Annotated in this window: 19 protein-coding genes; all 19 read right to left on the reverse strand. The window is 66.3% G+C overall.

Features of this window, described 5'->3' with window-relative positions; translation table 11 throughout:
• Nucleotides 1-37: 37 nt before the first annotated feature.
• The 19 genes from HGI46_RS01850 to HGI46_RS01940 all read right to left on the reverse strand — a co-directional run bounded on the left by HGI46_RS01850 (nucleotide 38) and on the right by HGI46_RS01940 (nucleotide 15,344).
• On the reverse strand, nucleotides 38-1,123 hold the full coding sequence (locus tag HGI46_RS01850; protein WP_168902855.1) for an OmpA family protein: 1,086 nt from the start codon (nucleotides 1,121-1,123) through the stop codon (nucleotides 38-40).
• A gap of 192 nt (nucleotides 1,124-1,315) precedes the next feature.
• The gene (locus HGI46_RS01855; RefSeq protein WP_168902856.1) at nucleotides 1,316-1,774 is read right to left on the reverse strand and encodes a DUF2793 domain-containing protein; all 459 of its coding nucleotides are present in this window, start codon (nucleotides 1,772-1,774) and stop codon (nucleotides 1,316-1,318) included.
• 25 nt (nucleotides 1,775-1,799) lie between these two features.
• Nucleotides 1,800-3,992 carry a phage tail protein gene (locus tag HGI46_RS01860; RefSeq protein ID WP_168902857.1) on the reverse strand — a complete coding sequence of 731 codons (2,193 nt, stop codon included), beginning with the start codon at nucleotides 3,990-3,992 and terminating at the stop codon, nucleotides 1,800-1,802.
• Nucleotides 3,993-3,997: 5 nt separating this feature from the next.
• Nucleotides 3,998-4,393: a peptidoglycan endopeptidase gene (locus tag HGI46_RS01865; protein ID WP_168902858.1), complete on the reverse strand. Its 396-nt coding sequence runs from the start codon at nucleotides 4,391-4,393 to the stop codon at nucleotides 3,998-4,000.
• Nucleotides 4,390-5,208: a DUF2163 domain-containing protein gene (locus HGI46_RS01870; RefSeq protein ID WP_168902859.1), complete on the reverse strand. Its 819-nt coding sequence runs from the start codon at nucleotides 5,206-5,208 to the stop codon at nucleotides 4,390-4,392. Before HGI46_RS01870 ends, HGI46_RS01865 begins: the two co-directional genes overlap by 4 nt.
• The gene (locus tag HGI46_RS01875) at nucleotides 5,205-7,544 is read right to left on the reverse strand and encodes a DUF2460 domain-containing protein (protein ID WP_168902860.1); all 2,340 of its coding nucleotides are present in this window, start codon (nucleotides 7,542-7,544) and stop codon (nucleotides 5,205-5,207) included. Before HGI46_RS01875 ends, HGI46_RS01870 begins: the two co-directional genes overlap by 4 nt.
• A gap of 18 nt (nucleotides 7,545-7,562) precedes the next feature.
• Nucleotides 7,563-8,141, reverse strand: a complete 579-nt coding sequence (locus HGI46_RS01880) for a phage tail tape measure protein (protein WP_168902861.1) — start codon at nucleotides 8,139-8,141, stop codon at nucleotides 7,563-7,565.
• On the reverse strand, nucleotides 8,131-8,328 hold the full coding sequence (locus HGI46_RS01885) for a phage tail assembly chaperone (RefSeq protein WP_168902862.1): 198 nt from the start codon (nucleotides 8,326-8,328) through the stop codon (nucleotides 8,131-8,133). The genes HGI46_RS01880 and HGI46_RS01885 overlap by 11 nt, the downstream gene beginning before the upstream one ends.
• Nucleotides 8,325-8,639, reverse strand: coding sequence for a gene transfer agent family protein (locus HGI46_RS01890; RefSeq protein WP_206065474.1), 315 nt, complete (start codon nucleotides 8,637-8,639; stop codon nucleotides 8,325-8,327). Before HGI46_RS01890 ends, HGI46_RS01885 begins: the two co-directional genes overlap by 4 nt.
• Nucleotides 8,639-9,046 carry a phage major tail protein, TP901-1 family gene (locus HGI46_RS01895; RefSeq protein WP_168902863.1) on the reverse strand — a complete coding sequence of 136 codons (408 nt, stop codon included), beginning with the start codon at nucleotides 9,044-9,046 and terminating at the stop codon, nucleotides 8,639-8,641. The genes HGI46_RS01890 and HGI46_RS01895 overlap by 1 nt, the downstream gene beginning before the upstream one ends.
• A gap of 29 nt (nucleotides 9,047-9,075) precedes the next feature.
• On the reverse strand, nucleotides 9,076-9,471 hold the full coding sequence (locus tag HGI46_RS01900) for a DUF3168 domain-containing protein (RefSeq protein ID WP_168902864.1): 396 nt from the start codon (nucleotides 9,469-9,471) through the stop codon (nucleotides 9,076-9,078).
• A 3-nt stretch (nucleotides 9,472-9,474) separates the two neighbouring features.
• Nucleotides 9,475-9,633 carry a hypothetical protein gene (locus HGI46_RS01905; RefSeq protein WP_168902865.1) on the reverse strand — a complete coding sequence of 53 codons (159 nt, stop codon included), beginning with the start codon at nucleotides 9,631-9,633 and terminating at the stop codon, nucleotides 9,475-9,477.
• Nucleotides 9,630-10,181 carry a hypothetical protein gene (locus HGI46_RS01910; RefSeq protein WP_168902866.1) on the reverse strand — a complete coding sequence of 184 codons (552 nt, stop codon included), beginning with the start codon at nucleotides 10,179-10,181 and terminating at the stop codon, nucleotides 9,630-9,632. The genes HGI46_RS01905 and HGI46_RS01910 overlap by 4 nt, the downstream gene beginning before the upstream one ends.
• 110 nt (nucleotides 10,182-10,291) lie before the next feature.
• Nucleotides 10,292-11,437 carry a phage major capsid protein gene (locus HGI46_RS01915; RefSeq protein WP_168902867.1) on the reverse strand — a complete coding sequence of 382 codons (1,146 nt, stop codon included), beginning with the start codon at nucleotides 11,435-11,437 and terminating at the stop codon, nucleotides 10,292-10,294.
• Nucleotides 11,438-11,514: 77 nt separating this feature from the next.
• Nucleotides 11,515-11,937 carry an HK97 family phage prohead protease gene (locus HGI46_RS01920; RefSeq protein ID WP_168902868.1) on the reverse strand — a complete coding sequence of 141 codons (423 nt, stop codon included), beginning with the start codon at nucleotides 11,935-11,937 and terminating at the stop codon, nucleotides 11,515-11,517.
• Nucleotides 11,934-12,242 (reverse strand): DUF6127 family protein, encoded by a 309-nt coding sequence (locus HGI46_RS01925; protein WP_168902869.1) that lies wholly within the window; start codon nucleotides 12,240-12,242, stop codon nucleotides 11,934-11,936. The genes HGI46_RS01920 and HGI46_RS01925 overlap by 4 nt, the downstream gene beginning before the upstream one ends.
• Nucleotides 12,239-13,402: a phage portal protein gene (locus HGI46_RS01930; RefSeq protein ID WP_168902870.1), complete on the reverse strand. Its 1,164-nt coding sequence runs from the start codon at nucleotides 13,400-13,402 to the stop codon at nucleotides 12,239-12,241. Before HGI46_RS01930 ends, HGI46_RS01925 begins: the two co-directional genes overlap by 4 nt.
• Before the next feature lie 156 nt (nucleotides 13,403-13,558).
• Entirely contained in the window at nucleotides 13,559-14,881 is a 1,323-nt protein-coding gene (locus tag HGI46_RS01935; RefSeq protein WP_168902871.1) for a terminase family protein, read from the reverse strand.
• Complete coding sequence (locus tag HGI46_RS01940) at nucleotides 14,874-15,344, reverse strand: hypothetical protein (protein WP_205525237.1); 471 nt, start codon at nucleotides 15,342-15,344, stop codon at nucleotides 14,874-14,876. Before HGI46_RS01940 ends, HGI46_RS01935 begins: the two co-directional genes overlap by 8 nt.
• Between the last annotated feature and the right edge of the window lie 238 nt (nucleotides 15,345-15,582).

Consider the following 15,582-nt stretch of genomic DNA (forward strand, 5'->3'; position numbering starts at 1 on the left):
CTCCGACCCCTCGTTCTTTTTTCGGCAAAGCCGAACCTTACATGCCCGAACCCGGACCGTACGTGATTTCCACGCGACGGTTCTGAAGTTCGCGAACGCCGTCGGCGGTCGGCACGCGGTTGTTGCTTTCACCAAAGGCCTGGCTGGTGATCGAACCATCCGGAATGCCGTGCGAGGTCAGGTACGAACGTACCGACACGTTGCGGCGCTCCGAAAGGGCCTGGTTGTACTTCACGGTGCCCGAACGGTCGGCATAACCGGCCAGCATGATCGGAACGCTTGCGCAGTTGCCGTAAGCGGTAACCGCGTTGTCGAGGATCGTTGCTGCCTCAGGCGTGATGTCCGACTTATCCCAGTCGAAGAACACGATGTACGGACCCTTGTTGCAGACCGGAGCCGGCGGCGGCGGAGGCGGCGGGGGCGGCGGGGGCGGCGGGGGCGGCGGGGGCGGCGGGGGAGCCGCTTCTTCCACCGGAGCAGCACCACCGAAGTTGTAGCTCAGCGTACCGAGGATCGAGTGCGAACGGAAGCGCGTGCGAGCCGCGGTGCCGTCAGCAGCAACCAGATCGACCTTGTCGGCGTTGAAGAAGCGATACTTCAGACCAACATCGACGTGATCGCTGATCGGTGCACGAATGCCAGCCAGAGCCTGCCATGCGAAGCCGGTGTCGGAATCGTTGACCGCCACAGCCGGACCGTTGCCGCCAGTGCCGCCAGCGTTGATGAAGTACTTGGCGCGAGCGACGCCAACACCACCACCAACGAAGCCCTGCAGACCATCGTCAGGACCGAAATCAAGCAGGCCGTTGACCATGAAGCTCAACGCATCCGCATGGCCCTGAGGGTTGGTAAAGGTCTGTCCGCCGAAATCGACCGAGTCGTTGTAAGCGCGACGGTAGCTGACTTCGCTTTCAAGGCGGAAACCGCCGAAGTCATAACCGACGATGCCGCCGAAGTCGTAGCCATCATGGTTGCTGAGAACGACCTGGCCGTTCAGAGCTTCCGAATCTTCAACCTTCATTGCGCCGGCATCGGCCTCGACGTACCAAGAATCATCTCGTGCAAACGCAGGAGATGCCAAGGCACTCGACGCCAGGGCAAGGCCCAGGACCAGTTTCCGCATTATCGTTTCCCCTTTTAGCGACATCATGCCACGTCGTGCAGGTTGTCTACCGGTTCCAAAGTGGTCATGCAAGCGGACAAACACACCGAGTGTTGCATGAAAACAACGGATTGACTCCATTGTGCAGTGCAAATTCTCGGTGATTGCGCCCTCATGTCCGGTTGAAATGCCGCTAAAGGGAATTGGTTCCACTCAGTTGTCTGAAATTGTGCCGGTTACTTTCAGCAGTTCGATCAGCGCTCCGATTGCCGCCCGCGCTTCGGCATCGACAATCGCGCCACCCTGCGGGCTGTCCGGGGCCGCAGCAAGGGTCCAGCCCCCGTCAAACAGGCGGAACGCGCCTTTCTGGACATCATAGCTGCGCATGCCGATGCTTGGCTGGACGAAGCGCCACCCCCCTTCCGTCCAGCCGGCAATTGCGTTTGCGTGGCCGGTGAATGCTCCTGTTGGGCTGATTCCCACGATCCATGCCTGCCCGGCCGCCGGCGCGGTCGGAGGATCGCTCAAAACGCCCTGAACAGATCCGGCCACGCAAAGATCCAGCAAGGCAAGTGCCTCGTTCACCGTGGTTTCCTTCTGCGCCTGCCCGGCAAAGAGCAGCGGGAGTCCCAGCCGCGCGGTGGCGTTCGAATAGCTGATAGGGTCCGTCATTTACCTGCCTTTCTGTGCAATCGGGTCATGCTGGTACTGCGATGATCAGCGGCTGCGACAGCGAGGTCCTGCCCACCTGCCGGATGCTGAAGCGGTGCGCCTCCGTCGCGATGCCCAAGCCTGAAACCTGCGCGGCAGTCAGCTGCAGTTGCGGCTCAGCCGTGTTCCAGGCAAGGTTCACTGCCTCCGTAGTGCCATAAGTGATCTGCCAGAGTTCCTGGGGCTCGTTCAGCGGGAGGTCGAGCTCATCCAGCCATGCCCAGCCGCCGCGGGCGCGCCTGATCCAGTCCAGTTGCATCCCTCCATCGGCAAGGCGTCTGGCCCGCCCATGCACAGGGGCCAATGGTCGCAAGCCGATGCCACGGTTGATCACCTCGGTGGTGACGACTTCCGGGTCACCACGCCCGAGCGCCGCGATTTCGAGACCTTCGGCAACGTCCGCTGGATCGATTTTTGTCAGAGCATCATCAATCAGCACGAAATGTTCGCCGATGGCATGGCTGGCGATGGCCGCCTCGGTCCCCCCACGCCCGCGAAGCAGACCGCTGAGCCGCCAGGTCCCGCTGGAAAGCCTTTCTGCGCGCGAAAACTGGATGAGCTCGGATCCAAGGTATGCAAGATTGCTGCCCTGCATCAATTGGGCCCAGGTTGCGTTAGCTAACGCTGCATCCTGCGGCACAAGTGCCACATCGACCGTAGCACTCGCATCGAAGATCAGCGGCGTCCCCTTGGGCAATTGCGTAAGGCTTCGCCCCAAGACCGCACGGCGCCGACCTGTCGATCCAATTGCCGCTAGCTGCCCGTCGCTGGTCTGGACGAACAAGGCGGCACCAGTCCACCCGGCGCTCGGCGATGAAGCAGCCACCCGAAGCTTGACCGTCGTCGGATCGCCCACGCCGTCCCAAGGCAATTCAAAAGCTGCGAGCGACGTAGGCCCCGGTTGCAGATCAAGAGCTTGGTTGGCCCTGCCCGGATCGCTGATCGCGGTATCCACAGGAGCAGATGGAGGCACCGCCACCAGATCCAGCATGACCCCGTCTGCCTGCCATTCCCATTGCTCCACCCGCCACCGGCCTTCGGTGACGGGAGTTGTCACCACGGCACCGGGAGCAAAGGCATGATCGATCTCGGTTATGCGGTAACGAAGCGTGTCGCGCGCAATCGTCCGTCGGCGCGCTGCACGATCCGCGATGACGCTCGCTTCGGCAGCCGTCATTGCCGCTGGGAGTTCGATGGTAGCCACGTCTCCGGGGGCACTGCGGCCAATGCTGCGTTGCAGACCGGGCTGATAATCCCGCCCGATATCGTAGTAGCGGACCGCACATTGCTGTGAAACCGGAAGGGCATCGCGCCGACGCGACCAGCCGCTGGCACGCGCATCCTCGGCGGATTCGCCTCCGGCGCATGGCTGCGGCAAGCAAAGGGGATTGTCCTGGCCGTCGTCGCCAAGCCGGAAGCGCAACTTCTCGTCGGCCACAGTGCAGGCAATCGGCGACAGTTCGGCCAGCGTGGCCACCGCATCAGCCACGCCGCCCTGCTCGACCGAATATCCCGCCAGCGTGAGCGAACCGAGGCCCGAGGCGTCGGCCGTCGGCAGCAGGAACTGCACGACCTCGGCCGCACTGACCGCGCCTTCATCGGCCAGAATTTCGAAGGTCAGGGAAGGTAGACGATTGCCGAAATCCGCCAGTTCGAGATCCTCGAACACGACGTACGCAATGCTGCGATAAGCAGGATTTAGCGCTTCCCCTTCGGCCTGCACGAGCAACGGGTCAGGAGCCTGGTCGGCATAGCCCTGATGCACGCGGACGCTTCCGCCCACTTTCAGATCGCCGGCTGCACCGCGCAACAGGTTGCCGTCAGCCCAGATGCGGCCGATCCCCGCGATGGGCCTGCTCGATACGGCGACTGCAAAGGACGCGGTGTAGGTATAGCTGGTGACAGAGGGCTGCCCTTTCCCGCCACCGTTCTTCTGCTTGTGCTCGACCAGTTCGGTCGACCAGATCACGCTGCCAGACGAACGGATCCGGCCGAAATGCATCGGCAATGCCGACCCATAACTGGAAGTCTGGACCGACAGTTCCTTGAGCCTTGGCCCCTCGACCTTGCGCTTGCCGAATACCGCGCCGTCGATCTGCTGTCCCAGCAGCGCGCCGATCGCACCGCCCAGCGGCCCGCCAAACGCGGTACCCACGGCGGTAAGAAGCAGGGTTGCCATCGCAATCAATCCTTCTCGTCTGCCAGTCGCCATTGCAGGCTGACTGGCCATGGGAGGGGTCCGGGCAGGAACGTCACTCGCCCCAACGAAGCGTGGGCATGAACGAAGCCGCCAGGTACGCGCACCGCCAGATGCGATTGCACCGCCCCGACCCGGCACAGCACGATATCGCCCTCTTCCGCACATTCCGTCAGCCCGCTTGCCGCGGCGCAGCGCAGGAACCGCGCCACACTGGTAGAACGCAGGGCATAGCCCTCCGGCGGATCAGGCCGCCGCCCGGCGCGGCGCAGTGATTCGGCCACCAGTCCCACGCAATCGAGGCCCGTGGCCGGATCGCGGCCGTGCAGCCGGAACGGCACGCCCAACAGGCCCAGCGCCGCCTCGGCAAGCGCCCCGCTCATCCTTGCGCAGCCGGATAACGGGTAAGCAGGTCGTTGCCGGGAAGGTATGGCTCGCCCTGGAAGTTCACGGCATTGCCGAACCGCGCCGAACAGGTGGCGATCGTGTGATCGCAGCCTTCGCGCAGCAGCACCCGCTGCCCCGCCGCCGCATCGTCCGCCAAGGGCCGTTCGAGTACGAGCCAGCCATCATCCACCGCGCGCACGCGCAGCACCGCCCCGGCATCGCCACCGTCGACCGGCCTCAGCCAACCGAAAGCAAAATCAGCCGGCGTAATGCCGCCGACCCTCACCCACTGCCGGCCCGCCCCCACCTCGGTCAACGTGGCCTCATGCGTGAAGCGCGCCGACGAAAGCGTGCAGCCATCACCGCAGAATTCGGCGCGGCAGGTGGGCGACGTGCGCGGAACCAGGTCGCGCGCCAGCACCTGCTTGAGCGATTCCAGCTCGGCCGAGAACTGCTCCCCCTCGCGGCCGACCGATCCGATCGTCCCGGTGAACAGCGTCTCGAACTCGAGGCTTTCCCAATCGACCAGCCCCATCGCCACGCGCGCACCGTCAAAGCGCCCGCCGGCAAGGTCCGCCTCGCCGATCGCATCGTGGGCCAGCGCGCCCGAAACTTCCGCCGAGTCCGTCTCAAGCGTGGCTGTCCGACGCACCGCCGATGGCACCATGCCCGGCGCCGTCCTATGGCGAAGCCCGGCGAATACCAGGTCGCGGTCATGGCTGGTGAAGCCCTGCGCCACACCGTCGCGCCGCTCGATCCGCCACCACACCGCCACGGTCTCGAGCGACTGGCTGAACCAGGTCCGGCTCATGCGTCTTCTCGCAGTTCGACCAATGGCACGCTCGGTGCTTCGCCAGCGGCAAACTCCGCGCCCGAGATGTCGAGACGATCCTCGGCAAAACGCACCGGCACGTCGAAATAGAAGCCTGCCCGCACCACAGACCCTGCCGCCGGTGCCGTCGCAAAGACCAGCACGCCTTTGGCATCGAGCGAGAAGTCGCCGGTTTCCGCACTGTTCACGCTAACCCGCAGCGATTCCGCGCGCGGCCGGGTGATCCGACGCTTCTGCGCATCGCCGCCCTCGCCATAGTGCTTGACCAGGGCAAAGCGCGAGGTCGCGCCGTCACCCGTCCCCAGCACCTGATCCATCGGCGTCGGCACCCCGGTCATACCATTGGAGCTGAAGTCCGAAGGATCGCGCAGGCGGAACCCTCGCGCCTGCCCGCGCCGCGCCCGGAAGAACGCAATCAGTTCGCCCAGCTCGGCCTCCGAGCGCACCCCCGGCCCCACATCGAAGCGCAGCCGCGCGTCCGACCACAGGCTGTTGCGCCGCTCGAAACCCGAAGCCGTGATCGTGACATTGGTCGAAAACTCCGGCGTCACCGAAGCATCGCGTCCCAACGCCAGCGGGAACAGGACATCGTCGAAGGATTGCATGGTCTCGTCTCCGCTCATGTCGGGAAGCCGGGTAAAGCCATCGCGCGAAACCTGCGGCAGCGCCCAGATGAAGGTCTCCGCAACGCCAAGGCCCACCGCCTCGCTTGCTGCAGCGTCAATGCGCGCCCATTCGCTCGCAGCGTTCTCAGGCAGCAGGACGAACCCGGACAGGTAATGCTGCTGCGATCGCGAATAGCCCAGCCGTGCTTCGGCGATCACGCGCGCCTTGGCCCGCAGCGCATCCTTGCCCGCTGTCACCCAGTCGTAGTCTTCCAGCTGCAGCACGTCGAAAGCAGGCGAGGCCCACCCCACCGGCAAGTTCGCACGATAAGCCTCGGGCGTCACAGGATCGAGCACGGTCGGCAGGAACGCCAGCAGCAGCGTCTCCGCCCCCGCGCCACCCGCAGCCGCCTTCACCGCAGCGGCGAGGTCCGCCGTCGATTGCGCCAGCAAGGCCCCTGCCTGATCGAGCAGGCTCTTCTGTGCCGCGCTGAGAGTCTCGCCCATGTCCGGAATGTTCACCGGACTGCCGCCAAACGCCGCCTTCGCCGCATCGTCATAGATGCAGATGCGCCGGTCCTGCGTCACCCACCACCACGGCTCGCCCACCTGGTGCCGCACCGGAAGGCCTGCGCCCTGCAACAGGCCAACCAGCGCCACGCCCACCTTGCGCACCCAAGCCATCGCCTGTGCGTTCGCAGGCGAAAGCAGCGCCGATGGCGGCACCCATCCGGTCCGCGCCGGGGTTCCGTCCCACGCCTTCTGCTGCCACGCTGCCGGGCAGTTCTGCGCCAGCACCTCGTATGATTGCGAGGCAATCACGGTCTGCCCCATCGCCTTCGCCCCGGCAAGGAACGCCTCGTGCCATGTCTGCGCCGCCGGATTAATCGCCGGCTGCCAGGGATCGACCACGAACCCGCCAGCGCCATCCGGCACCAGCGAATAGAAGTGGCTCATGCCGATGTAATGGTTGATGCTCCCGCGATAGCCGAGGCCCCTGATCTGCCGCAGCAGTCGCGCCGGCGTCAGGTTGTAGGCATCGTCATAGCCGGTGCACATGGCAAGGCCGTGCGGCGGGACCATCACATCGCCCAGTTCCAGCATCGGCTTGTGTCCCTGGCAGGAAATGCCCGAAAGCTCCGCCCACCCCGCTGCCGAAGTGGCAAAGGGCGTCGCATCACCGGCAGCGTAAGCCGGCGCCACCAGCGAGATGAACAACCGGTCGATGTCCGCTGGATGCACAGGGTCAGCTTCGGCAGGCAGCAGAAACCCGCCATCAAGTTCCGAGAACTTCAGCGTGATCTGCGCGTCGGTCGGCGTTCCGCTGGCATAGTTCCACAGCCGCACGTACCACGCCCGCGCATTGCCATCCGCATCGCGTCCCTCGATCGTCAGCGTCGGCCCGTTCACGGCATCCAGCGGCAGGACACCCGCAGAGCGCCACCGAAATGAAAGCGTCAGCCGCGAATAATCGCGCCGCGTTTCATAGGCCAGCAGCGGGTGATCCCACTTGTCCTCGGATTCCCAGATCAGGCCGACAAGATCGTCCGCCTTGCGGAACACCGCATCGACCCGCAGTGCATCGGGTGCGGTCGTCACCACCGAAGCCATTGCCGGCCTTGGGAAATTCACCGTCCAGAAGCGCGGATCGAAGCGCTGGATCGTGTCGGTCTGCTGCACCGTGCGGCGCTTTGCCAGCCAGTAACTCATCGCCGGTTCCCCGCCTGATCAGAATTCGTTGAGAGCGCGGCGCACCGCCTGCGCCACCTGCTTGCCCGATCGGCGCAAGCTTTCGGGCTGGTTGCTGCCTTGCGGGCTGACAATGCGGATCGAGACGTTGACGTCGCGCCCCCGGCCACCACCAACCGAAGGCTCCACCCGCCCTGCTGACGTCGGCACGAACAGCTCCGGCCCCCGCTCGCCCACCAGATAGCCCCTGCCTGGAGCCACCGGCCCGCCGGTTGCACGCCCCGGCAAACCGAAGATCGACGAGACCAGCCCCGTCAGCAACCCGCCGATCCCGCCCGATTGCGCGCCAGTCGCGCCGCCAATCGAGCCGATCCCGGCCTGCACGGCCTGCGCGGCAATGTCGCCAACCACGTTCAGCGCCACGCGCCGCAGGTCCTCGAAGCCCAGCGAGCCGCGCCGGATCGCGCCCAGCAGGCCCCGCTCCAGTGTGTCGCCCGCCCGCCCGAAACCATCCACCAGGATCGAATCGAAGCTCCCGCGCATCTGCGCCACGTCCGCTGTGAAGCCTGAGGTATTGGCGCGCACGTCGATCATCAGCGTGTCGAGTTCATCCGTCACGGTCTTGCTCCATCAGTCTGTCGATCATGCTGCGATCCACGCCTTCGCCATCGGGCGCCCGCATCGCGGCAAGGATCGTGGCCAGCTCCTCGGGCGTCGCGGCCCAGAACCGGTGCGGCGGCCAGCCAAGCAGCAGCGCGGCCTGTCCCGATAACCGCGCTGCCACTTTGCCGAAGGTGCCGCTCATCCGCCGCCCTTCAGCACCTGCACGATCAGTGCACGCAGCACCGGCGTACAGGCGGCCAAGCCCTCGCGCGCCACCGCCTCGGCAAAGTCGGCGCGTTCCAGTCCATTGCGATCGCGCAAGGCATGCCAGAACAGCGCGACCATCTCGGCCAGCCGCAGCTGCCCGGCGCTCGCCCGCTCGACCAGTGCGAACAGCGATCCCAGTTCCTCTTCGGCGGCCACCAGCGCGCCGAATGTCGGGCGCAGCACCAGCGGCTGACCGCCAAGCGAAAGCACCGCTTCACCCCGGTGCGGGTTGGCTGCTTCAGCCATCAGACCTGCGCCACCACGCCCGAGCTTTCGAGCGTCATCGTGTAATTGCGCTCGCCGTTGAAATCGCCCGAGTAGTCAAGCCGCTGCACAAGGAACTTGCCCCGCATCTTCTCGCCGCCCTCGAACGAAAGCTCGTAGTCGGCGATGGTCCCGGAAAGCGCATTGCCGCGCACCTGGCCCTCGGCCGCGCTGCCAAGGAAGATGCCCGCCGCGCTGACCGTTACAGAGCGCGTCCCCGCGCCTGAAAGCAGCTCGCGCCACCCGCCTGAATCTTTCGAGGTAATCACCACCGCCTCGCCGTTGATCGACATCTGCGTGGTGCGCAGGCCCGCCACGGTGTTGTAGGTCGGCGTTGCCGCGCCATCGCTGATCTTCAGCAGAAAGGCGCTTCCCTTCTGTGCTGCCATGTCGGTTCTCCTTCAAACAGAATGAGGTGTCAGGCCGCCATCACGCGCGCCCGGTATTCCAGCACGACCACTCGCAGCGCTTCGCCGCGCTGCTCGGCCCGCGCTTTCAGCATCGCCATGCTGGCAATGCGGAAACCGCTCGCAGTCTGGTCGTAGGGCAGGCTCTCGACCCGCGCCTCGATCGCCGCGACCAGCGCTGCGCCGCCCAGCGGATCGTCGCTGCGGAAGTTCAGCTCCAGCGCCACGCGGATCTCGCGGCCTGCCAGCGTCTTGGTGCCCCAGTTGGTGCTCGCGCTCGCCGTCAGCGCCAGCCACGGCAAGGCCACGCGCGAAGGTGCTTCCTCAACCACGGCATTGAGCGCCGCGCCCAATGCCGGATCGCTCGCCAGCCAGTCGATCAAAGCGGCTCGAAAGGGAATCTCCATCGCCTATTCCTTTCCAAACAGCGGCCACAGCAAACCGGAAATGCGCCAGCGCGCTGCACTCCTGCCTTTCGCCAGCATTGCCGCCCGCGCCTTGGCCAGCGCCTCGGCCTTCTCGGTCAGCCGCCGCACCAGCCCGGCGCCGTCGGCCCGCGCCTCGATCATGCGAGGCGCATCCGCCGCCACGGCCGCCACAGCGCCGCGACCACCGCCGGCGGCAGCGTTGCCGCCTTCTTCTCGTCGTCACGCGCGCGGTGCTGGTGCGCGGCTAGGCGGATCACGCCATGGCGGATCGCCTCGGGCAGATTTGTCCAATCAGCGGCAAGACCCGCAACATAGGTCGCCACCACCCGCGTCTGGTCGATCGGTCGGCGTAACCGCACCAGGCCGGTGCCATCGGCACGGATGTCCAGCTCGTAATCGGTCGAAGCCAGCGCCGTGCGCAGGCCGGCGGTGCTGAGCCCCGCCATCGCGGTGATCGCGGTGACCGGCCGGGCCGAAAGTGCCTGCCAGTCGCCGCTGGCTTCCAGCACGTCCTCGCAGCCCGATTGCAGCGGCATCGTGCCGGTAAAGCCTTCGCACACGTCAAACGCGGCGCGCATCAGCGCGGCAAGCTCGCCATCGTCGGCGGTCCGGGTAATCCCGAGCCAGGCCTTCAGTTCGCTAAGCGCCGCCGAGGCCACGGCTGGCGGCGCGACAATTGCCCGCATCATGGCAATCTCCGGTCATCTTGGAAGGAAAGGGGGCCTGCGGCGGCAGGGGGAGGAACCGCCGCAGGCATCCGGAGGATTTCAGGCCTCCGGAAAGATCAGCCAGGCGTCGATCAGGCCGTGATTCTCAGCAGCTTGATCGCGTCGCTGTCCATCACCTGCCCGCCGACACGGCGGGTGGCATAGAACTGGACGTAGGGCTTGTTGGTATAGGGATCGCGCAGGATCGTGGTCTGGCGACGCTCCGCGATCAGGTAGCCGGCCTTGAAGTTGCCGAACGCGATCGGGAAGGCGTTGGCCGCCACGTCCGGCATGTCCTCGGCTTCGATCACCGGATAGCCGAGCAGGCGATCGGGCTGGCCCTGCACCAGGCCCGGCTGCCACAGGAATGCGCCGTCCGCGGTCTTGAGCTTGCGGATCGTCGCCAGCGTGGTCGAGTTCATCACCCACACCGCGCCCTGGCGCAGCGGTGCCTTCATCTGGAACACCAGGTCGATCAGCTTGGCATCCGGCGCGCTGTCAAAGCCAGACGCATTGCCCGAACCCACGAACTGCAGCGAACCGAACGCGCGCGTATTGTCGCCCGCCGTGCTCATCGTCGCACCAAGGAAGCCCTTGGGCTGGTTGGTGCCGGTGCCGTTGATGAACGCCGCACCTTCGGCGCGGGCAAACTCGGTCGCGATCTCGTTCGCGAGCCAGGTTTCCACGTCGAACGCCGCATCGTCGAGCATCGCCTGCGTCGCCGAGGGGTTGGCATAGAGCTCACCGGTCGGCGGCAGGATCTCGGCCAGCTTGGGGCTCGCCGTCTCCGGACGCGCACCTGTCTCGCTGACCCAGCCCGAGGCCGCGCCGCCGATCGAGATCAGGCGGCGGAAGCCCGAAGTGCCGGTCTGCACCACGTTGGCCACCGAACGGATCGGGCTGATCTCGACCAGACGGCGCGCGATCATCTCGTCGATCTGCTGCGGGACGGCAAAGCCGCCATCGGCTGCCACCGTGCCCGAAAGCGCCTTCAGCTCGGTCTCGCGGCCATGGCGGATATAGCCGTCGACAAAGCCTTTCAGCTCCTGCCCACCTTCGGCGCCACCGGCCAGCATCGGACGCACCGCCATGCGGCCCGCACGCTCGATCCGGCCCTTCACTTCCTCCACCTCGCTGCGCAGCGCGGCGATGGCTGCATCATGCGCATCCTGGCGCTCGACGATGTCGAACGATTCAGCGATGGCATCCGCCTTGGTTTCGATCTCCAGATTATCCATGTGGCTCAACGTCCTTTCTGCATGAAACAGGTCGCACGGGACCGCGCGGCCCATCGGGGACTTCGGTTTCGGAAAAATCAGGCCGTTTCCGGCTCGACGAAATGCACGCGCGCCAGTGGCTGCATCGGCCGGGTCACCAGGCTCACCTCGAACAGGTCGAGATCCTCCAGCTCGCGCCCGCCCGGCAGCGCCCGGCCCTTGAGCACGCGGTAGCCGAACGACAGACCGTCCACGGCCCCCTCCTTGAGCGCCCGCGCCGCTGCCGAATCCGCAGCATCGATCCGCGCCACGACACGCAAACCCCGCTCGTCCTCGCCCGCGCTTTCGATCCAGCCGATGCGCTGGTCCGGGCGGTGCTGCCACAGCAGCGGCAGCTTCAGCCCTTCGGCCAGCCTGCGCTCGAGACTGCCCTTGAATGCGCCCGGCAGGATCGTATCCCCGCCGCTGTCGCGCTTGCGGAAGATCGCGGCATAGCCGGCAAACCGCACCGGGCCGCTCATCGCACCAGCTCCGTCAGGCCAAGGCGCATCGCAATGCCCAGCAGCAGCAGCGCCAACAGGCCCCGCACCACCCAGGTCACCACGGCCTTCCACGCGCTCGCCTTGGCATCGCGCCAGGCGCCCAGCAGCTGGCGAAGCTCGGCCATGTCGGTCAGCGCATGATCGTCGGCCAGCCCCATCCGGCTCAGCACCCGCGCCGCGCCGAGGTCCGAAGCCTCCTCCACGATCGCCCGCAAGGTGACGAGATCGCCGCCCTCGTCCTCGGCCTGCGCGACCAGCCGCGCCAGCATGTCCTCGCGCGTCATGCCTGCACCTCACCGATCCCGAGAAGAGAGCGCTTCTCGTCAGCCGAAAGGAAGTCCGCGCCCGAAACCTGCGCCCACAATCGCTCGCGATCCTCGGCCAGTGCCGGCACCGCATCGAGATCGACGCTCAACGCCGCCCCCTTGAACGATCCCGCCAAGCCCTCGGCCAGCGCGGAAAGCACCTTCCCCGCCAGCGGCAGCAGCGTCAGCCGCCACAGCGCCCGGTTCGCCTCGCGATAGTTGGCGTAAGTGTTGTCGCCCGGAATCCCCAGCAGCATCGGCGGCACCCCGAAGGCGAGCGCGATGTCGCGCGCCGCCGCTGCCTTCAGCGTGGCAAAGTCCATGTCCGCCGGGGTCAGCGCCAGCGCCTGCCACCTGAGGCCGCCTTCCAGCAACATCGGCCGCCCGGCATTGCCCATGCCCGAATAGGCCGCCGTCAGTTCAGCCTTGATCCGCTCGAACTGGTCGGCCGAAAGCGCCGCCCCCGGCTCGCCCGGATCATAGACCAGCGCCCCCGAAGGCCGCGCCGCGTTCTCCAGCAGGCTTCGGTTCCAGCCCGCCGCCGCATTGTGGATCGCCACGGCCTCCTCCGCCGCTTCCAGGCACCCTGCGCCATAGTGATCGTCGAGGGGGTGGAAGTGCTTCACATGGATCAGGTTGGGCCGGCCAAAGTCGTCCGCGGCGTCAATCCGCATCGCCTTCTCGCCGACCTTGTAGGCAAAGGCCGCGGGCCAGCCCGCCGCATCGGGAATCACCGTTACCCGCTCGGGCCGCAGCGCAAACAGTTCCACCGGCACCCCGTCGGCATCGCGCAGCACCTGCACATAGGCATTGCCGTGCAGCATGAGATGCGCCGCCAGCGTCTCGATCAGCGGCTGGCCCGCACTGGTCTCACCGATCAGCGCCAGCAGCTCGGGCTGCGATGCCTTGACCGGCGCCCCGCCGATCCCCTCTGCCACCAGCCGCACCGCACGCTGTGCCACGGGATTGCGCAAGTAAGCCTCGCGGATCGCCACGGGATAGTTGATCGGCCCGCGAGCGGCATCCCCGCGCCAGTCCGAGGCGGCAATCCACGGCGAGACGAAACTGCGCCCCAGCGGCGCCCGCGGCGTCACCGCCTCGCCCTTGAAGGCAGCAGCAAGCGATTGAAAGAACGACATAGTCTGCCTTTCATGATGAAACTGAACGACCGCGCTTAAGGCGCACTTCTCCGCCCCTCCCGCAGGCGGGAGGGCGCATTTCTCTTCTCCCCTCCCGTAGGCGGGAGGGGTCGGGGGTGGGCAAGCGGCACAAACCAGGCAGCCCCACCAAAACCTTCAATCAAACCAGATGCGCGGCTCCGCCTGTTGCCCCAGCATCAGCTCGGTCAGCGCCCAGACACAGGCATCCGCCCGGTCCGGAGATCGCCCCGGCCCTTGGTATTCTCCGCCCGGCATCATTCCGCACAACTCGTCCTCCAGCCTTGCGAACATCCCGGCATGGCGCACCCGCCCCGCTTCATAGAGCGCCGCCACCGGCTCGGCCCGCGCCGCCTTGCCCCGGCTCGCATGGACAAGGCGCAGGGGCAGGTTCGCCTGTGCCGCACGCAGCACCGCACTCACCATTTCGCCCCCCTGGTTCGCCTCGGCCACCACCCGGTCAGCCGACCAGGCCTGCGCAGCATTGACGACGGCGCGGGCCCAACGCTCGGGACTGGCCTGTTCCACCGAACAATCGGCCAGCACCCGGGCGATCCGGTCATCCCCGATGCCGCAGACCACGATCCCGCAAGCATCACCGTGCGCGCTGGCCGGAGGGTCCACCCCGATCACGATCCGCGTACACGGCGGCGCCACGTCCTCGCGGCCCCCTTCGATCAGGCGGCGGCTCCACAGCGCGCCGGCCAGATCCTCGATCATTTCGCCCAGCAGTTCCTGCCGTCCCAGCATGGTCCCGCCAAAGGTCTTTCGCATCGCCTCGATGAAGCGCTCGGGCAGGTTCGCGGCATTGTCGAACGTCGTCCCGCGCGTCACCACCACATCTTCACGCTGTCCCACGATCCGCGCCACCAGTGGCACCGGGCGCGGCGTAGTCGTCGCCACCAGCCTGGGATCGCTCCCCAGCCGCAGCCCCATCAGCAGGTTGTCCCAGGTCGAAAGCGCCCGGTTCGACATGTTGTCCCACTTGGCAATCTCGTCGCACCAGGCATGGCTGTGCTGCGGCCCGCGCAAGGCTTCCGGCTCGCCCGCCGAATAGAGGAAGGCCTGAGCCCCGTTCGGCCAGGTCAGGCGCCGGACCGAGCTTTCATAGGTCGGCCGCCGCCATGGTGCGCCGATCGAAAGCAGCCCGCTCTCGCCTTCCACCATCACGCTGCGCGCTTCGTGGAGCGATGATCCGATCAGCGCAATCCGTGCCTCCGGATCGGTCTCGGCCACACCGCGCACCCATTCCGCACCCAGTCGCGTCTTGCCGAACCCGCGCCCGGCCATGACCAGCCACACCCGCCAATCGTCGTCCGGGGCAAGCTGGTTTTCCCGCGCCCAGGTCCGCCAGTCAAACGGCCACTCGGTAATCTCCTTCTCGTCCAGTCCTTCGACGAAGGCGGCAATGCGCTCGGGGCTTGCTTCGGACAGCCAGTCCAGCATCGCCCGCTCAGCCATGCGCGCTCACGTCGCAGGCGGCCGTCTGGCGCTGGCGATGCACTTCCTCGCGGATCTGCAGCAGCTTGGCGTGAAGCGATCTGCGCACCGCTTCCACGTCGGCATTGTCACGGATCGCCCGCTCGCGCGCCACGGTGTCGCGGTGCTGCGAAAGCAGCCGCAGCGCCGTCGCATTGTCGAACTTGGCGCCGTCCTTCGGCTCACCAAAGCGCAGGCGGTGGAGCACTTCGATCTCCAGCAGGTCGTAGCCCTCGCACAGCGCCTCGCGCCACCGCGCGGCAAACTCGCCATCGTCGCGCTTGTCCTTGTACGCCCGCGATGCCGGAATTTCCGCCGCCGCCGCCGCCGCCGTCACGTTCGATGTTTCGGCCAGCACGGCAAGGAACACCGGTCGCCACGGCCTGTTGCTCTTCCTCGTCTTCGGCGGCTGCGCAGGTTCCAGTTCCCCATGGGGAACGTCCACGCACGCGTCCTCCGCACATGACTCATCGGCACCCGGCTGCACTTTCGGCTTGGCCATGCGGACCATCCCTTTCGGAATTGAGCTTTTCTGACGCCACCGCCCGCCGTTCCCGCTTTCAGAACGATTCGGCCTTGCGATGTTCTTGATATGTACTCAATTGACCGGGAAAGTCAATCAAAAAGTGCCAATTAGGTTATCTATCGTCTTCGACATAACCAGACTCAAAGAACCACTGGCA

The organism is Novosphingobium sp. ERW19 (assembly GCF_012641315.1).
Classification (GTDB): domain Bacteria; phylum Pseudomonadota; class Alphaproteobacteria; order Sphingomonadales; family Sphingomonadaceae; genus Novosphingobium.

Coding starts and splice junctions, on each gene's coding strand:
- HGI46_RS01850 (WP_168902855.1), bottom strand. CDS start 1,123: ATGCGGAAACTGGTCCTGGGCCTTGCCCTGGCGTCGAGTGCCTTGGCA.
- HGI46_RS01855 (WP_168902856.1), bottom strand. CDS start 1,774: ATGACGGACCCTATCAGCTATTCGAACGCCACCGCGCGGCTGGGACTC.
- HGI46_RS01860 (WP_168902857.1), bottom strand. CDS start 3,992: ATGGCAACCCTGCTTCTTACCGCCGTGGGTACCGCGTTTGGCGGGCCG.
- HGI46_RS01865 (WP_168902858.1), bottom strand. CDS start 4,393: ATGAGCGGGGCGCTTGCCGAGGCGGCGCTGGGCCTGTTGGGCGTGCCG.
- HGI46_RS01870 (WP_168902859.1), bottom strand. CDS start 5,208: ATGAGCCGGACCTGGTTCAGCCAGTCGCTCGAGACCGTGGCGGTGTGG.
- HGI46_RS01875 (WP_168902860.1), bottom strand. CDS start 7,544: ATGAGTTACTGGCTGGCAAAGCGCCGCACGGTGCAGCAGACCGACACG.
- HGI46_RS01885 (WP_168902862.1), bottom strand. CDS start 8,328: ATGAGCGGCACCTTCGGCAAAGTGGCAGCGCGGTTATCGGGACAGGCC.
- HGI46_RS01890 (WP_206065474.1), bottom strand. CDS start 8,639: ATGGCTGAAGCAGCCAACCCGCACCGGGGTGAAGCGGTGCTTTCGCTT.
- HGI46_RS01895 (WP_168902863.1), bottom strand. CDS start 9,046: ATGGCAGCACAGAAGGGAAGCGCCTTTCTGCTGAAGATCAGCGATGGC.
- HGI46_RS01900 (WP_168902864.1), bottom strand. CDS start 9,471: ATGGAGATTCCCTTTCGAGCCGCTTTGATCGACTGGCTGGCGAGCGAT.
- HGI46_RS01905 (WP_168902865.1), bottom strand. CDS start 9,633: ATGATCGAGGCGCGGGCCGACGGCGCCGGGCTGGTGCGGCGGCTGACC.
- HGI46_RS01910 (WP_168902866.1), bottom strand. CDS start 10,181: ATGATGCGGGCAATTGTCGCGCCGCCAGCCGTGGCCTCGGCGGCGCTT.
- HGI46_RS01915 (WP_168902867.1), bottom strand. CDS start 11,437: ATGGATAATCTGGAGATCGAAACCAAGGCGGATGCCATCGCTGAATCG.
- HGI46_RS01920 (WP_168902868.1), bottom strand. CDS start 11,937: ATGAGCGGCCCGGTGCGGTTTGCCGGCTATGCCGCGATCTTCCGCAAG.
- HGI46_RS01925 (WP_168902869.1), bottom strand. CDS start 12,242: ATGACGCGCGAGGACATGCTGGCGCGGCTGGTCGCGCAGGCCGAGGAC.
- HGI46_RS01930 (WP_168902870.1), bottom strand. CDS start 13,402: ATGTCGTTCTTTCAATCGCTTGCTGCTGCCTTCAAGGGCGAGGCGGTG.
- HGI46_RS01935 (WP_168902871.1), bottom strand. CDS start 14,881: ATGGCTGAGCGGGCGATGCTGGACTGGCTGTCCGAAGCAAGCCCCGAG.